Raw genomic sequence first — 18,266 nt, 5'->3', positions numbered from 1 at the left:
GCTGAGAACCCGCTGAGTGACAGCCATCACCCTGCCGGAAAACGGGATGCCTCGCGAACTCCATCGATGGCAGTATCCAGGGGATACGTACAGTGATTGCGATCTCTGGAGTCCCCTGTGACTGATCAAGCGGCGGCGGCGCCGCCCGAGAAACTCGACGCCGCAGTATTCAAGATCGCCGGCGTGGTGGTGCTCGGTGCGGTGATGTCGATCCTCGACATCACGGTCGTGAGCGTCGCGCTGCCGACCTTCCAGACCGAGTTCAACGCCACGTACGCCCAGGTCGCCTGGACGCTCACCGGCTACACGCTCGCGCTGGCCACGGTGATCCCGCTCAGCGGCTGGGCGGCCGACCGGTTCGGCACCAAGCGGCTCTACATGCTGGCCCTGGTGCTGTTCACGCTCGGCTCCACGCTCTGCGCCACCGCCTCCTCGATCGAGCAGCTGGTCGGCTACCGCGTGCTGCAGGGCCTCGGCGGCGGCATGCTGATGCCGCTCGGTATGACGATCATGACCCGGGCCGCCGGCCCGAAGCGGATCGGCCGCCTGATGGCCGTCCTCGGCATCCCGATGCTGCTCGGCCCGATCGGCGGCCCCATCCTCGGCGGCTGGCTGATCGAGGCGGCCAGCTGGCACTGGATCTTCCTGATCAACGTGCCGATCGGCGCGGTCGCCCTGGTGTACGCGTTCTTCGCGCTCCCCAAGGACAGCCCGGCCCCGTCCGAGTCGTTCGACTTCGTCGGCATGCTGCTGCTCTCGCCCGGCCTGGCGCTGTTCCTGTTCGGTGTCTCGTCGCTGCCGCAGGAGGGCACGATCACCGCGCCGAAGGTGTGGGTGACCATGCTGGTCGGCGCGATCATGATGGTCACGTTCGTGCTCTACTCGTTCCGGCCCCGGCACCCGCTGCTCGACCTGCGGCTGTTCAAGAACAAGCGGCTGACCGTCTCGACGATCGCGCTGTTCGTCTTCATCATCGCGTTCATGGGCGCCGGCCTGCTGTTCCCGAGCTACTTCCTGCAGGTGCGCGGTGAGTCGACGCTGCACGCCGGCCTGCTGATGGCCCCGCAGGGCATCGGCGCGATGGTCACCATGCCGATCGCCGGCACGCTGGCCGACCGCATCCCGGTCGGGCGCACGGTGCCGTTCGCGATGGCGCTGATCGCGCTCGGCTTCTTCACGTTCACCCAGGTGGGCGTCGACACGTCGTACGTGTTGCTGTGCGGCTCGCTGTTCGTGATGGGCCTCGGCATGGGCGGCACGATGATGCCGATCATGACCTCGGCGCTGCGCACGCTCGACCATCACGACGTGGCCCGCGGCTCCACCCTGGTCAACATCCTGCAGCAGATCGGCGGCTCGATCGGTACCGCGACCATGTCGGTGATCCTGACCAGCCAGCTCAACGGCTCGGCGGCGGTCCCCGGGGTGACGAACCCGAAGACGGGCGCGCCGGTCACCGAGGCCGGCCTGGCCATCGCCCACCAGCAGGGCGCCCAGACGCCGCCGCAGCTCCTGCCGGTGATCGAGCACGGCCTGAAGTTCGTGGCCGACAGCTTCGCCCACACCTTCACGGTCGGCTTCTTCCTGGTGCTCTGCACGTTCATCCCGATCGCCTTCCTCCCGAGGAAGAAGGAAGCGGCCGAGGTGACCGCGGCCGGCGAGGGTGCCGAGGCCCCGGTGATGATGCACTGACCGGAAATTCGGTCGCCCCTCGCGGGTGATCTTCGTACCCTTCCTGCATTGACGCGAACACGGGGGGAGGGGGCCAGCGATGCGTAACAGCGCCGTTGCCCCCACCCCCGTTTCGCGTTTCGAGCTGATTCTCGTCTCCGGCGTGCCCAGTCCCGGGCGCGCCACCGGGGCTGGACGCGCCTGACCGCTCGCTTGCCGGGCCGGTCGGGCTGGGCGCCGTCCGTCGTCCAAGCCTTTCGAAAGACCGAGAATCATGCGTGTACGCAACCTGGGCATCCTCGCGCACGTGGATGCCGGCAAGACCACCCTGACCGAACGCATGCTGTTCACCACCGGCGCCACCTACAAGCGCGGCGAGGTGCACGACGGCACCACGGTCACCGACTTCGACCCGCAGGAACGCGACCGCGGCATCACCATCTTCGCGGCCGCGGTCAGCTGCGACTGGGCCGGCCACCGGCTCAACCTGATCGACACTCCCGGGCACGTCGACTTCGCGGACGAGGTCGAGCGCTCGCTGCGGGTGCTGGACGGCGCGGTGGTGGTGTTCGACGGCGTGGCCGGGGTGGAGCCGCAGACCGAGGCGGTGTGGCGGGTCGCCGACCGGTACCGGGTCCCGCGGATCGTCTTCGTCAACAAGCTCGACCGGCTCGGCGCGGATCTCGACCTGGTGGTGTCGGACATTCGGGCCCGGCTGGGGGCGGAGCCGTTGGTGGTCCAGGTGCCGGTCGGGCGCGAGGGGTCGCTGGCCGGCGTCGTCGACCTGGTCGGGATGCGTCGCCTGACCTGGGCCGACGGCATCCTTGAGGAGGAGCCGCTCGATCGTGGGTCGCTCGGCGGTGCCACCGTCGACGGCAATACTCCTGCGGCCGACAAAACGGGCGCGGCGATCCTCGCGGCGCGGCGGCGGCTTGAGGAGGCGGTTGCCGAGCGGCATGTCGGTGCCCTAGCGGAAATAGACGATATGTCGGATGCGACCCTGCGCCGGGCCCTGCGCGACCTCACCCTCGCCGGGGCGGCGGTGGTCGTGCTGTGCGGCTCGGCCTACCGCCAGATCGGCGTCGAACCGTTGCTCGACGCGGTGGTCGACTACCTGCCGGCGCCGGCCGGCGACCCCGCCGGGCACCTGGCCGCGCTGGTGTTCAAGGTGCACTCCGCGCGCACCGGGCGGCTCACGTACCTGCGGATCTACGACGGCACGCTACGAAAGGGGGACCTCGTGTGGGACGCGCTCGCGCAACGCCCCGAGCGGGTCGCCCGCATCCTGCGGGTGCAGGCCGACCGGCACACCGGCGTCGCCCAGGCGGTGGCCGGTGACATCGTCGCGGTCGCCGGCGTGAAGGCGGCCCGTCCCGGCACGACCCTGTGCACCCGCGAATACCCCGTTCTGCTCGAACGGCCACGCATCGCCGTGCCGCTGGTGTCGGTCGCGGTGGAGGCGCGCACCCGCGCCGACGCCCCGCGCCTGGCGACCGCGCTGGTCACGCTGGTCGAACAGGATCCGTCCTTGTCCGTACGCGTGGACGCCGAAACCGGCCAGACCCTGCTGGCCGGCCAGGGCGAACTGCACCTGGAGGTGGCCGTGACGAAGCTCCGCCAGGACGCCGGCCTGGAGGTGACCGTGGGCCGCCCGCAGGTGGCGCACCGGGAGACGGTCGCCCGCGGCGTCACCGGTTTCCGTTACCGCCACGCCAAGCAGGACGGCGGGGCCGGCCAGTTCGCCGACATCGTCCTCGACGTCCGCCCCGCCCTTCCGACACCGGCACCGGCGTCGGCGTCGGCGTTCCCAGCCGACCCGCCGGCGGCCTCGTCGTCGGTGGCCGGCAAGGCGGCGGGCTTCTCATCGGCGGCCGGCAGCGCACCCTCGTCGTCGGTGGCCGGCCCGGCGGCGGGCTTGTCGTCGTCGGCCGGCGGTGCACCCTCGTCGTCGGCGGCTGGCAACGCGGTGGGCTTGGCGTCGGCCGGCGACGCGGGCTTCTCGTCGACGGTGACCGGTGGGCGGGTGCCGGCCGAGTTCGTCCGGGCGGTCGAGGCCGGCTGCCGGGAGGCTCTCGAAGCGGGCCCGCTCGGCGGTCACCCGGTGGTCGGCGTGCACGTGACGCTGACCGACGGCGGCACCCACCCGAAGGACTCCTCGGAACTCGCCTTCCGCACGGCCGGCAAGCTCGGCCTGCGTAAGGCACTGGAGGCCTGCGAGATGGTGCTGCTCGAACCGGTCGCCGACGTGACGGTCTCCGCGCCGTCCGACACCCTCGGCAGCGTGCTCGGCGACCTGGCCGCCCACCGCGGCCAGATAACCGACACAACCGGCGACTCGGTCACCGCGACGGTCCCGCTGGCCGCGCTGTTCGGCTACACCACGCGGCTGCGCAGCCAGACCCACGGCCGCGGCACGTTCACCACCCGCCCGGCCGGCTACCGCCCGGCCGCCTGACGGCGAAGCGGGCCTCGACCCGGCGGGGTCGAGGCCCGCTTCCTCGCCGAGCGAGTATCTCGCCGAGCGAGTATCTCGCCGAGCGAGTATCTCGCCGAGCGAGTCGCCGTAGGGGTCACGCACGCCGTCGTTCACGGTGCCGGTGTGGACGTTCGCGGCTGTCCCGGATTGCGGGGATCCTCTCCCAACTGGTGGACCGCGGACGACATCACGGCTCGGCCTGCCGGGCATTCCCGTCATGTCGGTCGCCGGCGCGGTCGCCGGCGCGGTCGCCGGCGCAAGGATGATGAGTTATTGCTCGCTCCGGACAGCGCTCTTGCTAGATCGAGCTGAAGGCGTCGATCTTGAAGAGTTCGGGTGAGCCCGGCAAAGGTGTCCGGCCGAGCGGGGCACGTGCGGGCCTTCACTCGGAGCTATTCGTCGTTTACGTTGCCGGAATGGTAGACGGTCTCTTCGACGACGCCGCGGTCATCCGGCGGGTGGCTCGCGAGGGGCTGCTGCTCGCCGGGGCCGGGCGGGCGACGTTGCTGCAGATCGCGCATCCCGGCGTCGCCCGCGGGGTGTACGAGCACAGCGACTTCGCCGACCGGCCGCTCGACCGCCTGCGTGGCACGATGAGCTACTTCTACGGGGTGCTCTTCGGCACCCGCGACGAGGCGCGGACGGTCAGCCGGGCCGTCGCCGCGATGCACCGCCGGGTGACCGGGCCCGGCTACTTCGCCGACGACCCCGAGCTGCAGGTCTGGGTCAATGCCACGCTGTACGACACCGCCATGGTGCTCTACCGGCGGGTGGTGGGGCCGCTCTCGGAGGCCGAGGCGGATGCCTGCTTCCGGCAGTACGCCGTGCTGGCCACGGCGATCGGCTGTCCGGAGTCCGCGTGGCCGGCGGATCGGGCGGCCTTCACGACGTACTGGCAAGAAATGATCTCCTCGCTGGCGGTGAGCGCCGAAGCGCGAGCCATCGCCGACGCCCTCATGCGGCCGCGGAAGTTCCCGGTAGGGCTGCGGCCGGGCCTGCCAGGCCACCGGTTCGTGACGATCGGCCTGCTGCCCGAGCCGATCCGGGCCGGTTACCGCTTCTCCTGGTCGCCGCGGCGGGAACGGCTGCTCGACGCCGGCCTGGCCGCGACGTCCGTGGTGTATCCGCGCCTGCCGGACCGGGTGCGCGAGGCGGCGAAGGACCACTACCTCAACGATCTCCGCCGACGGATGAGGAGGACGCCATGGAGCCCGCGACCGACTTAGCAGAGCGGTGCGCCGACAAAGTGCGGGGGCTGACCATCCCGGCCCTGCTGCACCGCAACGCCACGGAATTCGCCGACCGGCCGGCGCTGAGCATGCTCGGCAGCGACGTCACCTACACCTGGCGCGAGCTGCACGACCGGATCGCCGGGCTGGCCCGCGGGCTGTCCGAGCTCGGGCTGACCGCCGGCGACCGGATGCTGATCTTGATGTCCGGCCGGCCCGAGCACTGGATCGCCGACCTCGCCGCGACGCACCTCGGCGCGGTGCCGTCCAGCCTGTACGCGACGCTCGCCCCCGGCCAGCTGCGCTACCTTGCCGAGCACAGCGCCGCCAAGCTCCTGGTCCTGGAGTCGCCGGAGGCGCTCGCCCGGTGGAAGCCGATCCTGGACTCGCTGGCCGAGCCGCCGCGGGTGCTGGTCGTGGGCGGTTCGCTGCAGGAGGCCGCGGCGCGCGGGGCCGAGCTGCACCGCGCCGACCCGTCCGTGTTCGAGGCGACCTGGCGCAAAGTTGTCCCGAGCCAGCCGGTGACCCTGCTCTACACCTCGGGCACCACCGGCGACCCCAAGGGCGTCGTGCTCACCCACCGGAACGTGATCTACCAGGCGGTCGCGCTCGAGGCGACCGTACCCACCCCCGACCACACGCCCTCGCTGGCGTACCTGCCGCTCGCCCACATCGCCGAGCGGATGCTGGGCATCTACAACCCGATCTACCGGGCCGGGCACGTGACGATCTGCCCCGACCCGGCCCAGTTGCTCGCCGGGCTGGTCGCGGTGCGGCCGGTCTCGTTCTTCGGGGTGCCGCGCATCTGGGAGAAGATGGTCGCCGGCCTGCAGGCCCAGCTCGCCGCGGCCGACCCGCCGGTGCGCACGGCGGTGGAGAACGCGAGCGCGCTCGCCCGGCGCGTCCACGAGTTGCGCGCCGCCAAACGGGAGGTTCCCGAGGAACTGGCCGCCCGGCTCCGGGCGGTCGACGAGCTGGTGCTGCGGCCGCTGCGGGCCCGGCGCGGGCTGGACAACATGCTGTGGGCGGGCAGCGGCGCCGCGCCGATCCCGGTCGAGGTGCTGCGCTATCTGGCCGGCATCGGGGTCGACGTCCTGGAGGTCTGGGGGATGACCGAGACGACCGGCACGGCGACGCTCAACACCCCGGACGATTTCCGTACGGGGACGGTGGGCCGGGTCAACCCGGGCATGGAGCTGAAGCTGGGCGAGGACGGCGAGATCTTCGTACGCGGCCCGCTGGTCTGCGCCGGTTATCTGCGCCCGGACGGCGGGGTGGCCCCGGTCGTGGACGACGAGGGCTGGCTCGCGACCGGCGACGTGGGTGCGCTCGACGACGACGGGTTCCTCACGATCACCGACCGCAAGAAGGAACTGATCATCACCTCGGCCGGCAAGAACATCGCGCCGGCCCAGATCGAGAACCTGCTCCGCGCCCACCCGCTGATCGCCCAGGCGGTCGCGATCGGCGACCGGCGCCCGTACGTGGTCGCTTTGATCGTCCTCGACGAGGAAACCGCCCGCGCCCGGGGCCTCGCCGATGTCCCGGTCGATGCGCTGGCGGCGGACCCGGCCGTGCTGGCGGAGATCGGCGCGGCCGTGGCGGCGGCCAACGCCCAGCTGGCCCGCCCCGAGCAGGTCAAGGCCTTCCGGGTGCTGCCCACGGTGTGGTCGCCGGTGAGCGGCGAGTTGACGCCCACCCTGAAGCTGCGCCGGCGGGTCGTGCAGGAGCGCTACGCGGACACCATCGACCGCCTCTATTCCGGGGCCGGGGCCGGCGCGCCCAGGTCGGACGGGCGGTAGCCGGTCGGATAACCGGGGTAGGTGCGATTGCGCTTGGCGACGCCCAGGACCGAGCGGCGCCGGGGCGGGAGCAGGCGTACGACCGCGGCCCGGGCCTGCAGGCCGGCCGACGCCATCCTGCCGACCCAGGCCGGGGCCGGGTCGAAGCCGAAGGCGCGCAGCATCGGCTCGTCGAGCATGCCCCGGACGCCCAGCCGCACCGCGGGCCGCAGGAAGCCCGGGAACCAGGCGGCGAACAGGCCGACCGTGTACTCGCCCACCCGGCGGTTGGTGTCCGAGTAGACGAAGTGCTCGGCCTCGTAGTTACGCTTGAAGGCGGCGAACGTGTCGTACTCGGTGGGGATGTCGCGGATGCCCATCCGGGCGCCGACCGCGCGGTAGTAGTGGAACGCGGCCAGGCGCTCGTGCTCGTGCAGCGGCCGCCAGCCGTACCGGGCCAGCCACGCGATCGGGTCGTAGACGAACGTGGACAGCACGTAGAGCATGTCCTGGTTGGCGATGGCGTAGCGGCCGTGGGCGCGGTTCACCACGCGCAGCGCCTCACGCCCGCGTGGGGAGTCGTAGCCGTGCGCGGCGATCTCGGCCATCAGCAGCGCGGTGTCGTCGTAGCGCTGCTGCGGGCGCTTCTCGAACTCGCCGGTCGCGGCCAGCAGCCGGGAGATCGTCGGCACGCAATAGGTGCGGAACAGCGCGAACTCCAGCGCCCGGGTGTAGTCCCAGGGGAACTCCAGCCCGGCCGAGATCTGGTAGATCTCCAGGTGGTCCCGGTCCGGGTCCAGGGCGGCGATGCGGTCCACATTGCGGTGTCGGCCGAACATGAGCCCATCATCGTGCCTTCGGAGCCCGCCGCGATGACAGGCGTTTTATTAAACTTTCCTTCCAGTACGGGCGGGGAGCGCTCCCAAATTTATCGCAGTCGATAGGATCCGATCATGGGCATGGTGGATTTCGAGCTCGCGGTCCAGGATCCGCACGGCCTTCAGGTGGCCGCGCGGCTAGGCGTCGACCGGATCGAGCTGTGCGCGGCGCTCGCGCTCGGCGGTCTCACCCCGTCGTGGGGCCTGATCGAGACGGCCCTGGAGACGCCCGGTATCCCGCCGGTGCACGTGCTGATCCGGCCGCGCCCCGGCGGCTTCGCCTATGACCCCGACGAAGTGCGGTTGATAACCCGAGATATCCGGAAAGTCGGGCTGGGCGTCGCCGGGGTGGTGGTCGGTGGGGTTCGGGCGGGCCGGGTGGACACCAACCTCATCGAGCGGGTCGTCGAGGCCGCCGGTGAGTTGCCGGTGACCTTTCACCGCGCCTTCGACACGCTCACCGACCCCGATCGGGAGATCGAGACCCTGATCCGGCTCGGCGTGTGGCGCATCCTCGCCTCGGCGACCGACCTGCCCCGGCTGGCGAGCGCGGTCCGCGCCGCCGCCGGCCGGATCGAGATCATGGCGGGCGGGGGAGTCCACCCCGGACTGGTCGACGCGATCCTCCGCACCGGCGTGGACGCGATCCACGCCTCGGCGAAACGCACCGTCAGCGACCCGGTCGGCATCGCCCTGGGCAGCTCCGCCCCGGCCGGCGAGCACGGACGCGAGACCACCGACGAACGCCAGGCCGCCCAGATCATGGCCGCGATGCGACCAAGGCCGACTCGAGCCGCAGCTGACCGACCGGCCGGAACCGGTCGTCCAGCGTGATCAGCAGGCTGAGCAGCAGCGCGAAGAACAGCGCCACCGCCAGGTTCAGATCGCCGCCGAACTGGTTGAGCAGCCAGCTCGCCCCCACCACCAACCCGACGTTGACCACCGCCCGCAGCCCGAACGCCGCCGCCGCCGACTCCACGCTCCCGGCCCGCCGGGCCACCGCGAGGCTGATCGCCGCGTTGGCCACGACGAACGCCGCGATGCCCAGGAACAGCTCCAGGTCGCTCGACCGCCGGCCGGGCAGCACCTGGCCGTAGATCACGCAGAGCAGCCCGATGAGCACCACCTTCTCCAGCGTCGCGGCCGACCAGACCCGCCAGTGCCGGGAGACCCACTGGTCCCGTTCCGCCGCCGTGTCCATCTCGACCGGCAGCGGATCGGCCGCCACGTGCAGCTTCCACGCGGGCTCCGGCAGCCGCGGCCACAACCACAGCCAGATCCACAGCGCGGCCCCGACCGCCAGCACCGCCAGGATCGGGATCAGCACCGGGTGGGCGGCCACCGTGTCCGTGAAGTCCAGCTGCGCGACGTGGATCCACCACTCCTGCGGCAGCTTGACGAAGACCCAGATGCACCCGGCGGTGATCACCCAGCGACGCATGCTCACCCGGGCCGGGTTCCATCTCAGGCGGACTATCTCGTACGCGATGAAGAAGTATTCGAAGGTGTTCGGGAAGATCAGGAGCAGGACCCGGTTGTGGAGCAGCTCGAAGAGCACCACGCCGGCCAGCCGGTAGAAGAACAGGAAACGGGCGACCTGGAAGGCCGGCCGGCTGGTCCAGTTGCGCAGCACCGACAGGTAGGCGACGGACAGGTAGAACATGTCCATCGCCTTGTCGTAGCCCTGGTAGCCGGGCGGATCGTAGCCGAACCACTGGAACACCGACTGGTCGATGCCGTCGAGGACCAGCGCCGTGACGATCGCCGGCAGCGGGTAGCGCGGGATGAACAGCGGCACCACGAACCGCGCGCCCACCACGGTCAGGAAGACCAGCGTCGCCTCTGTGCTCATGACCCGGCCCTCCGGCCCCTGGGATTTCCGGATAGTCCCAGGTCAATGCCGGCGGGCACAAGGATGCGGCCGCGCTTTCATCCGCCGTGGATGAGCGCGCGGGGTCAGGAGATGGTCTCGTGCTCCCGCTGGAGCCGGTCGGCCGGGTCGTCGGGCAAGGGGTCGGCGACCGCGAACCCGGCCGGCTCCTGCTGGTCGGTGTCGAAGGAGACGAGGAAAGCCGGCCGGCCCTGGGTCGCGGCGTAGATGCGGCCGATGTACTCGCCGAGCATGCCGACGCAGATCAGCTGGATGCCGCCGAGCAGCAGGACGGCGATGTACAGCGACGTCCAGCCCGGCACGGTCGTCCCGACGCTCCAGGCGCCCAGCGCCGTGATGATCAGCACCAGGCACAGCACGAAGCTGAGCAGCCCGACCCAGGTCGCGATCTTCAGCGGCGCGGCGGAGAACCCGGTGATGCTGTCGAAGGTCAGCTTGATCATCTTGCTGAGCGGGTACTTGGTCTTGCCGGCGACCCGGTCCTCGCGGACGTAGCCGACCTCGGCGCTGGAGAAGCCGAGCGACGGCACCACCAGCCGGTACACCGGGCGGGGCTCGGGCAGGTCGTTGAGCACGTCGACCACCGCGCGGCTCATCAGCCGGAAGTCGCCGGCCTGGTCGCTGACCCACGGCCCGACCAGCCGCTTCATCATCCAGTAGTAGACGCCGGCGGTCCGGCGCTTGAACACCGTGTCGGTGCTGCGGTCGCTGCGTACGCCGTAGACCACGTCGACCTGCTCGGCCCGCGCCTTGGCCAGCATCTCGCCGATCACCTCGGGCGGGTCCTGCAGGTCGGCGTCGATGCTCACCACGTGCTCGCCGCGCGCGGCCCGCAGGCCCGCACGCAGCGCCGTCTGATGTCCGACGTTCCGGCGCAGCGCCACCACCCGCAGCTGCGGCCAGTCGGCCCGCAGCTGCAGCAACCGCGCGACTGTGGCGTCGCTGCTGCCGTCGTCGACCGCGACGACCTCGTACGGCACGGCGAGCCCGTCGAGCACCGGCCGGAGCCGGGCCACGAAGTGATCGACCGCCTCGCGCTCGTTGAACATCGGCGTTACGACCGACAATGCCACCAGTGACACGATGCTCCCGACTGATTGGTGACCCCGCGCTCCGAAGTATGGCGCGGGCGCGCGGGGGCCAGAGAATCGGGGGCCGACCCTACCCTGCGATGGCCCGAAAGAGAACTTCGCGTGTTTCACCATGGGATGCGCGCGACGGCGTACCTGCCCTCCGGCGATTGTCATAGCCTCGGCGAGATTCACCGCCCCAGCGCCGGAGGAGAGGTCCGTGGCCGACGACTTCCAGTACCACATCGACCAGCACGGCAGCCTGGTCCGTCCGGCCGAGCTCCGGTCCGCCCGGGCGTCCGGCAACGCCGTGTCGAGCGCGGCGGCCGAGCGGGACGCGGCCGTCGCCACCGCCCACGAGCAGCGGCGCCTGACCCTCTCCGCGGTCGGCGACGGGCAGTTCCGGCGGGAGCACTTCGAGTCGGTCGTCCACGACCACGTCGACGGCTTCGAGGACGCCGCCCCGGAGCACCCGATCGCCGACCTGGTGGGGATCGCCCCAGCCCGCCGCCGGGCGGTCCGCGGCCCGCTGGCGGCCGAGGGGCGGCTGGCCGAGCACGAGGAGGAGCCGCTGCTGCGTACGGTCGATCGCCCGGTCTTCGGCACGCTGCCCTCGCCCGGTTACCTGGCGCTGCTGAGCGACCCGTCCGCCGGCCCGGGCACGGTCGAGCCGGTGGGCGAGGAACTGGCCGCGATCCTGCGGGCCGAGATCGCGGCGCTGGCCGCGCAGGGGGTGGCGTACGTGACCCTCGGCAACCCGCTGCTCGTCCCGCTGCTCACGGCCGACGGCCGGGCCCGGGTGGCCGAGGCCGGCGCGGTGCTCGAGGCGGTCATCGCGGCCGACCGATCCGCGGTCACCGGGCTCGGCGCGCCGCCGGACTTCCGGGTCGGCCTGGATCTCACCGACCACGGGCCGTTCGCGACGACGGAGAGCGGGTACGACCCCGGCGCGCTCGACCGGCTCGTCGGCGGGACCCGTTCCACCGGCTGTGCGTCGACTTCCCGGCCGGCCCGGCCCGGCGGCTGCCGTTCGACGACATCCCGGCCGGCATCGCGGTCAGCTTCGGCATCGTCGACGTCTCGGTGCCCGCCCCCGAGCCGATGGACGACCTGCTGGCGATCGCCGACGAGATCGCGGACCGCCGCAGCGTCGACGTGGCGTTCGCCCCGAACGCCGGTTTCGCCCCCTCGGCCGGCGCGCCGCTGATGACCGCCGACGAGCAGAAGGTCAAGCTGCAGCGGGTCGAGATGGTGTGCCGCTACTTCTGGGGCAACGAAATCTGAGGCTCGGCGTCGTCGGTGTCCATCGCGACCTCGGTGTCCATCGCGGCTTCGGTGTCCATCGCGACGAGGAAGGGCGGCCGATTCTGGACGGCGGCGTAGATCCGCCCGATGTACTCCCCGAGCAGCCCCAGGCAGATCAGCTGGACGCCGCCGAGCAGCAGCACCGCGACGTACAGCGACGTCCAGCCCGGCACCACCGCGCCCAGGCCCCAGGCCACCAGCGCGCTGACCATCAGGCCCAGGCAGAGCAGGAAGCTGAGCAGCCCCAGCCAGGTGGCGATCCGCAGCGGCGTCGCCGAGAAACTGGTCACGCTGTCCAGGGTCAGCTTGATCATCTTGCTGAGCGGGTACTTGGTCTCGCCGGCGACCCGCTCGGCCCGCACGTAGCTGACCTCGGCGCTGGAGAAGCCGAGCGAGGGCACCATCAGGCGGTAGACCGGCCGCTGCTCGGGCAGGTCGTTGAGCACGTCGACCACCGCGCGGCTCATCAGCCGGAAGTCGCCGGCCTGGTCGCTCACCCAGGGGCCGACCAGGCGCCGCATCGTCCAGTAGTAGACGCCGGCCGTACGCCGCTTGAAGATCGTGTCCGAGCTGCGGTCGTGGCGCACCCCGTACACGACGTCGACGGCCTTCTCCCGGGCGACGGCGAGCATGTCGCCGATCGTCTCCGGCGGGTCCTGCAGGTCGGCGTCGATGCTGACCACGTAGTCGCCGCGGGCCGAGCGCAGCCCGGCGGCGAGCGCGGCCTGGTGCCCGACGTTGCGGCGCAGCGCGACGACCCGCAGCTGCGGCCAGCCGGCCCGCAGCTCGAGCAGGCGCGCCACGGTCGCGTCGCGGCTGCCGTCGTCGACGGCCACGACCTCGTACGCCAGGCCGAGCCGGTCGAGGACGGGCCGCAGCCGGGCGACGAAGTGGTCGACCGCCTCGCGCTCGTTGTACATCGGCGTCACCACGGAGAGGTCCAGCGACGACACGTTCATCCCTACCTCCTCCAGGCGGCCGGAAGACCGGCCGGAACACCGGCCGGAAGAGTAGCCGAACCCCGGGTCTAACGTCATCGAGGTGGCCGAAACGGCGGGAGCGTGGCGCCATGGAACTCGACCGGCGGGAGTCCGTCGACCTGGGCGACAGCACGCAGTGGATCCGCATCCGGGCCGCGAGGGCGGGCAACCCGCCGCTGCTGCTGGTGCAGATGGGCCCCGGCCTGCCGATGCTCAACGAGGTGCCGGCCTTCCGGCGGCTGGCGCTCGAGGACGACTTCACCGTCGTCTACTGGGATCAGCGCGGGTGCGGGCGGTCCCTGCGGTCGGCGGCCGCGCTGAGCATCGAGGCGATGGTCGACGACACCGTGCGGCTGCTCACGATCCTGGCCGACCGCTTCGGCCGGCCCCCGGTCGTGGCCGGGTTCTCGATGGGCGCGACGATCTCGGCGTACGCCGCGGCGCGCCGGCCCGACCTGGTATCGGCCCTGGTCACGGTCGGCATGGACATCGACGGGCCGGCCATCGAGGAGAACGCCTACCGGTTCGCGCTCACCACCGCCCGTGCGCGGCGCCACCGCCGGGCGATCCGGCAGCTGGAGGCCATCGGGCCGCCGCCGCACCTGCGGCCCGAGCAGTTCGCGACCCGCGCGCGGTGGAACATGACGCTCTGCTGGTACTGGACCAGCAGGTAGCCCATGCCGCCGGTGGCGACCAGGAAGTCGACCAGCAGCGTGACGATCAGACCGGGACGGCGATCCGGACGCCGATGACGATCTCGGGCAGCAGGCTCGGCAGGACCACCTTGCGGAGCCGGTCGCCGGGGCTCAACCGCAGGCAGTCGGCCATCTCCAGGCGGAGGACGGGTAACGAGGCACGAGCCGCGGCCGTGTTGAGGAGGATCGGCCAGACCGTCCCGTACGCAATGATTCCGATTTCGGTTTTGGTGTTCGCTTGGAAGAGGACCAGGGCGGCGGGGACGATCGCCGCGGCGGGAGTGGCGCGGATGAACTCGAAGAGCGGGTTCAGGGCGCGGCTCAGCGAGCGGGAGGAGCCGAGCGCCGCGCCGAGGGCCACGCCCAGGACCGTCGCCAGCAGCAGGCCGAGGGCGAAGAGTCTCAGGGTGATGCCCAGGGCCGACGCCACGATGCGGCCTGGTACGCGTGTCACGTGGGTGCAACCCAAGGGTTACGAAAAGTCGCCCTCGGCGAGCCCGCGCGAGGGCCGCCGGTGAGGGATGCTTCAGCTACTTCCGGCGCCCGTTACTATGCGCGGTGCGGCGCGCCCCGGCGCCGCCTTCGGCCCCCGGCGAAGGGAAGATCGTGGATCGGCAGTGGAGCCGGATCGGCGCGCGCGTCGCGTCGGTCGTCCTGCTGGTGGCCGGCGCCGCCGGTGGCCTCTACCTCGGCGAGGGCCGCCCGGCTCGGCCGAGCGGCCCGGTCGATCTCTCCTTCCAGGTCCAGACCGACGAGATGCAGCTGCTGAAGGCCCGGCAGAACGAGCACGTGGCCGCCCGCGCGTGGCAGCGCGAGGCCGAGTCGGAGGCCGCCGAGAAGGCGTCGGCCGAGGCGACGAACGTGGCCGGCAAGGCCCATGACCTGGCCCAGGCCGCGAAGGCGAAGAAGGCCGCGGACAAGGCGAAGGCGTCCGGCGGCACGGTCCCGTACAACGGGCCGATTCCGACGTCGTGCAAGGAGTTCGGCGGCAACCGGGCCACCGGCTGCGCGCTGATGCTGGCGGCCGGCTACGGCATCGACCAGTTCCCGTGCCTGAACAACATGTGGAACAAGGAGAGCGGCTGGAACCACAAGGCCGAAAACCCGAACGGGGCGTACGGGATCCCGCAGGCCTTCCCGGGCAACAAGATGGCCTCGGTCGGATCCGACTGGAGGACGAACCCGGCCACCCAGATCAAGTGGGGCCTCGGGTACATCCGGGGCAAGTACCAGACGCCGTGCGGCGCGTGGACGCACTGGGAAGCGAACCACTCGTACTGATGCCGGGGCGGGCCCGGTGGCCCGCCCCGGATCGATCAGCTGCCGAAGGCCTGGAACTCGGCGACCCGCACGTTCAGCGCCTGCGGGCTGGCCGTGCCGCAGTCGGTGCCGGCCCGCGGATCGGCGTCCAGTTCACCCGCGTAGTCCGGGCCGCCCGTGCACTGGTTGGCCAGCACCTCGAACCGCAGATGCGTGGCCGTGGTCGGCGGGATCGGGAACGACCGCACGATCAGTTCCGGCGCGCGGGGGCGAGGTGCCACCGAGGGGAACGCGTCCGCCCGGCTGGTGTAGACCGGCCGGAAATCGGCGGCGTCCGCGCAGGTCACCGCCGCCGAGGCGGTGCACGCCAGCACCCGGAACTGCCGCAGCGCCGAGTAGCGGCTCTGCGTGGCGCCGTCCGGGTCGGCCGGGATCGGCGGCCGCAGCATGGCGCTCACCTGCACCCGCCGGATCCTCTGCGCCCCGCCGGCCAGGTCGACCGTGACCTGCTTGCCGGCCACCGCGCTGCCCAGCGACGCCCAGTTCGTCGCCTCGTCGTCGTCCACCAGCCGGGCCAGGTTGACCCCGTCCCCGGTCACCGTCGCGCCGCCGCTGCCGGAGGCCAGGTTGACCGGCATGCGCACCGGCAGCGTGGCCGGCCCGGCGTGGAACGAGGTCGCGCGGACCCGCGCCGCGCCGTACCCGGGAGCCTGGGTGATGAACGTGTAGGTCCCGGGAACCAGCCGCACGGTGTCCGGGAGCGCGGTGGCCGGGTCGGTGTCCGCCACCGGCACCGCCCGCGCCTGGTAGTCGCCGACGAACAGCTTCGCATTCGGCACCGCCCGGCCGCGCTCGTCCACCGGCCGGAAGGCGATCACCGCCGGCGCGGCGTACCGCGAGCTGAAGCTCGGCGTCGGGTTCACGTCGGCGGCCCCGTTGCTGACCGCGCCCTCGCCCAGCCCGCGCTTCGCGAACGCGTTCCACAGCAGCGCCTGGTTCGCCCCGCCGAACCGGACCAGGTCGGCGCCGAGCAGCGCGTCCCGGGCGTCCACCATGCTGTTCGCGCTGTTGGCCAGCAGCAGGAACGAGTCGAACACCAGTTGCGCCCAGCGCCGGTTGCCCGGGCAGGAGGTCACCGCGACCCGGCCCGCCGCGCACGCCTTCTGCAGCGCCGGCGTGCCCGCCCCGTACCGCTTGATCATCGCGGCCCGGATGTCGAAGTTCGTCGCCGTCCACACCTCGCCGGAGGCGTGCACCTGCAGCCCGACGAAGTCGTAGTCGATCGCGCTGTAGTTGAGCGGGCTCGCGCTCATGTTGTAGTTCCGGATCCCGGCGATCGGGTCCCCGGTGACGTACTGCCCGATCGTGTACGCCCCGAGGCCGCGCGGCGCGTACCCGTTCTCGTTGAGGTACTCCATCGCCATCTGGTCCGACCAGCTCTCGCTCATGCCCTGCGGCGAGCTGAGCCCCGCGTCCGGCCCGGCGATCATCCGGTTGGTGATGGCGTGCGTGTACTCGTGCCCGACCACCGACATGTCGTAGTCGCCGTCCACGCAGGGCGCGTAGAACGTGCCCGCGATCGGCTGCCACAGGTACATGTTGGTGATCGGCGCCTGCCCGTCCGGCGGCGTGATCTGGTTGGCGTTGTCCCGGGCCGCGAAGTCCGGCGGCCCGCCGCTGATCCCACCGGCCTGCGCGTTGCCCTGCTCCCGGTCGGCACCGAGCCCGCCGCGACCGAGGTTGTCGTCCTGCATGTTCCAGGTCTTCTCGGTGAAGCCCAGCTGGTACGCCCAGTCGTGCATCCGGTTGTGCAGGGCGAACAGGTTGGTCCGGGCCGCGTCGATGTCGTTGCGCTGCGCGGTGTCGAAGACGGCCGGCGAGCACTGCGCCCGCTGCCACTGGTTGGCCCACCGGTAGTCGTAGTCCCGGTCCGGCCGCGGCGTGGCGGTTTCGGTCCCGACCGTGAACGGATCGTTCGAGTTCCAGTTCTGCACCGCGATCGCGTTGTTGCCCGCCGTGGTGTGGGTCGAAGAACCGGTCAAGACATCCCACGCCGTCCCGCTCACGTAGTCGCACCCGCGCGACGGCTCGGAGCACCAGGTCTGGCGGGTGTCGCGGGACGAGTAGTCGGTCGGCGGCGACAGCGGGAACGCCGACCACTCGCCGCCGTCGGAGTCCGCATCGACGATGTTCTCGCGCAGCAGCACGCCGCCGTCGCGAGCGTCCACATAGGTCGTGTACGCGACCGGATCGGCGCCGCTCAAGCCCGCTCCGAGCGTCACCTGGTAGGCGGCCCGGGCGCCCCGATCGGCGGTGGGCACCGCGACCAGGCGGCTCGCCAGCACGGTCGGGTCCGCCAGGCCCGCGTCCGCGGCGGCCCGGCGCTGCGCGTCGGCCACCGGCACCGTGGCCGGCGCGGGGGTCTCGGCGTCCCGGGCGAGCGACGAGCTCACATACCAGACCTGTCCAGCGCGGACGCCGAGCGCGAGCAGCCCGTCGTGCCCGGCCGGCAGGTCACCGAAGTGCTGCCGGAAGAGCACCGCCGCGCCGGCCCCGAGCGGCGCGGAGGTGAGCAGGTCGAGCGCCGCCGCGCCGCGCTCGGTCAGGCCGAGCAGGTCCCGGTTCGCGTCGACGTACGCGCGGGCGGCAGCGATCGGGTCCGCGGACAGACCGGTTGCGAGCGGTTTCGCGGCCGGGGTGAGCGCGGACGGCGTGCCGAAGGTGTTCCACCGGGCGGTCGCGCCGGCGGCGATCGCGAGCGCGCGTTGCCGAGCGGTCGGCGCGATCAGCCCGTGTCGGTTGTCGACGGTCTGGTGCCGGCCGTCGTCGCCGGGCGAGGGGCTTGGCGCGGCCTGGGCGACGGCCGGCGCGGCCAGGACGAGCGTGGTGGCGAGAAGCAGAGTGGCGGCTGCCGGTAACGCACGGGATGGTGTGCGCACGGTCCCTCCTAGGTCGAACGGTTTTACCGGTCTCCTGGATCGGATCGCACGAGGTGGTCGCCCGGCATGGGCCGAACATCCAGAATAGAAA

14 protein-coding genes are annotated in these 18,266 nt (G+C 71.8%); 8 read left to right on the top strand and 6 right to left on the bottom strand.

What is annotated here, in order from left to right; translation table 11 throughout:
• The first annotated feature begins 117 nt into the window (after positions 1-117).
• From IH26_RS0116255 to IH26_RS0116240, 4 genes are all read left to right on the top strand, one after another.
• Positions 118-1,692, top strand: a complete 1,575-nt coding sequence (locus IH26_RS0116255; RefSeq protein ID WP_030437037.1) for a DHA2 family efflux MFS transporter permease subunit — start codon at positions 118-120, stop codon at positions 1,690-1,692.
• A gap of 253 nt (positions 1,693-1,945) precedes the next feature.
• A complete protein-coding gene (locus tag IH26_RS0116250; protein WP_030437036.1) occupies positions 1,946-4,126 on the top strand; it encodes an elongation factor G in 2,181 nt (726 codons plus the stop codon).
• A gap of 437 nt (positions 4,127-4,563) precedes the next feature.
• Entirely contained in the window at positions 4,564-5,373 is an 810-nt protein-coding gene (locus IH26_RS0116245; protein WP_030437035.1) for an oxygenase MpaB family protein, read from the top strand.
• Positions 5,352-7,178: an AMP-dependent synthetase/ligase gene (locus IH26_RS0116240; RefSeq protein ID WP_034215301.1), complete on the top strand. Its 1,827-nt coding sequence runs from the start codon at positions 5,352-5,354 to the stop codon at positions 7,176-7,178. Before IH26_RS0116245 ends, IH26_RS0116240 begins: the two co-directional genes overlap by 22 nt.
• Here IH26_RS0116240 and IH26_RS0116235 read toward each other — a convergent pair.
• Positions 7,133-7,996: an oxygenase MpaB family protein gene (locus IH26_RS0116235; protein ID WP_030437033.1), complete on the bottom strand. Its 864-nt coding sequence runs from the start codon at positions 7,994-7,996 to the stop codon at positions 7,133-7,135. The two genes, IH26_RS0116240 and IH26_RS0116235, sit on opposite strands and share 46 nt — an antisense overlap.
• Positions 7,997-8,110: 114 nt before the next feature.
• Here IH26_RS0116235 and IH26_RS0116230 point away from each other — a divergent pair, with 114 nt between their 5' ends.
• On the top strand, positions 8,111-8,869 hold the full coding sequence (locus IH26_RS0116230) for a copper homeostasis protein CutC (protein WP_063763696.1): 759 nt from the start codon (positions 8,111-8,113) through the stop codon (positions 8,867-8,869).
• On the opposite strand, the gene IH26_RS0116225 is transcribed toward IH26_RS0116230, so the two are convergent.
• Entirely contained in the window at positions 8,796-9,887 is a 1,092-nt protein-coding gene (locus IH26_RS0116225) for a hypothetical protein (protein ID WP_030437031.1), read from the bottom strand. The genes IH26_RS0116230 and IH26_RS0116225 overlap by 74 nt on opposite strands.
• Before the next feature lie 104 nt (positions 9,888-9,991).
• On the bottom strand, positions 9,992-10,999 hold the full coding sequence (locus IH26_RS0116220; protein WP_342668276.1) for a glycosyltransferase family 2 protein: 1,008 nt from the start codon (positions 10,997-10,999) through the stop codon (positions 9,992-9,994).
• Positions 11,000-11,216: 217 nt separating this feature from the next.
• On the opposite strand from IH26_RS0116220, the gene IH26_RS0116215 reads away from it, so the two are divergent.
• Entirely contained in the window at positions 11,217-12,203 is a 987-nt protein-coding gene (locus IH26_RS0116215) for a uroporphyrinogen decarboxylase/cobalamine-independent methonine synthase family protein (RefSeq protein ID WP_030437029.1), read from the top strand.
• 52 nt (positions 12,204-12,255) lie between these two features.
• Here IH26_RS0116215 and IH26_RS0116205 read toward each other — a convergent pair whose 3' ends face one another.
• On the bottom strand, positions 12,256-13,260 hold the full coding sequence (locus IH26_RS0116205) for a glycosyltransferase family 2 protein (protein ID WP_051808189.1): 1,005 nt from the start codon (positions 13,258-13,260) through the stop codon (positions 12,256-12,258).
• Between the two features lie 110 nt (positions 13,261-13,370).
• Here IH26_RS0116205 and IH26_RS0116200 point away from each other — a divergent pair, with 110 nt between their 5' ends.
• Positions 13,371-13,955: an alpha/beta fold hydrolase gene (locus tag IH26_RS0116200; RefSeq protein ID WP_030437027.1), complete on the top strand. Its 585-nt coding sequence runs from the start codon at positions 13,371-13,373 to the stop codon at positions 13,953-13,955.
• 46 nt (positions 13,956-14,001) lie between these two features.
• On the opposite strand, the gene IH26_RS0116195 is transcribed toward IH26_RS0116200, so the two are convergent.
• Positions 14,002-14,430 (bottom strand): ABC transporter permease, encoded by a 429-nt coding sequence (locus tag IH26_RS0116195; protein ID WP_169789759.1) that lies wholly within the window; start codon positions 14,428-14,430, stop codon positions 14,002-14,004.
• A gap of 152 nt (positions 14,431-14,582) precedes the next feature.
• Between IH26_RS0116195 and IH26_RS0116190 the strand changes: the two genes are divergently transcribed.
• Positions 14,583-15,257, top strand: a complete 675-nt coding sequence (locus IH26_RS0116190) for an aggregation-promoting factor C-terminal-like domain-containing protein (RefSeq protein ID WP_030437025.1) — start codon at positions 14,583-14,585, stop codon at positions 15,255-15,257.
• Positions 15,258-15,292: 35 nt separating this feature from the next.
• Here IH26_RS0116190 and IH26_RS0116185 read toward each other — a convergent pair whose 3' ends face one another.
• Complete coding sequence (locus IH26_RS0116185) at positions 15,293-18,175, bottom strand: M36 family metallopeptidase (protein ID WP_030437024.1); 2,883 nt, start codon at positions 18,173-18,175, stop codon at positions 15,293-15,295.
• Positions 18,176-18,266 lie beyond the last annotated feature (91 nt).

Source organism: Actinoplanes subtropicus, from assembly GCF_000721705.1.
In the GTDB taxonomy this organism is placed as follows: Bacteria; Actinomycetota; Actinomycetes; order Mycobacteriales; family Micromonosporaceae; genus Actinoplanes; species Actinoplanes subtropicus.
This window is presented reverse-complemented; position numbering and strand designations above follow the sequence as displayed.

What these genes read in the sequence shown, in the direction of transcription:
- IH26_RS0116250 (WP_030437036.1), top strand. Translation starts at nt 1,946, where the DNA reads ATGCGTGTACGCAACCTGGGCATCCTCGCGCACGTGGATGCCGGCAAG.
- IH26_RS0116245 (WP_030437035.1), top strand. Translation starts at nt 4,564, where the DNA reads ATGGTAGACGGTCTCTTCGACGACGCCGCGGTCATCCGGCGGGTGGCT.
- IH26_RS0116240 (WP_034215301.1), top strand. Translation starts at nt 5,352, where the DNA reads ATGGAGCCCGCGACCGACTTAGCAGAGCGGTGCGCCGACAAAGTGCGG.
- IH26_RS0116235 (WP_030437033.1), bottom strand. Translation starts at nt 7,996, where the DNA reads ATGTTCGGCCGACACCGCAATGTGGACCGCATCGCCGCCCTGGACCCG.
- IH26_RS0116230 (WP_063763696.1), top strand. Translation starts at nt 8,111, where the DNA reads ATGGGCATGGTGGATTTCGAGCTCGCGGTCCAGGATCCGCACGGCCTT.
- IH26_RS0116225 (WP_030437031.1), bottom strand. Translation starts at nt 9,887, where the DNA reads ATGAGCACAGAGGCGACGCTGGTCTTCCTGACCGTGGTGGGCGCGCGG.
- IH26_RS0116205 (WP_051808189.1), bottom strand. Translation starts at nt 13,260, where the DNA reads ATGAACGTGTCGTCGCTGGACCTCTCCGTGGTGACGCCGATGTACAAC.
- IH26_RS0116200 (WP_030437027.1), top strand. Translation starts at nt 13,371, where the DNA reads ATGGAACTCGACCGGCGGGAGTCCGTCGACCTGGGCGACAGCACGCAG.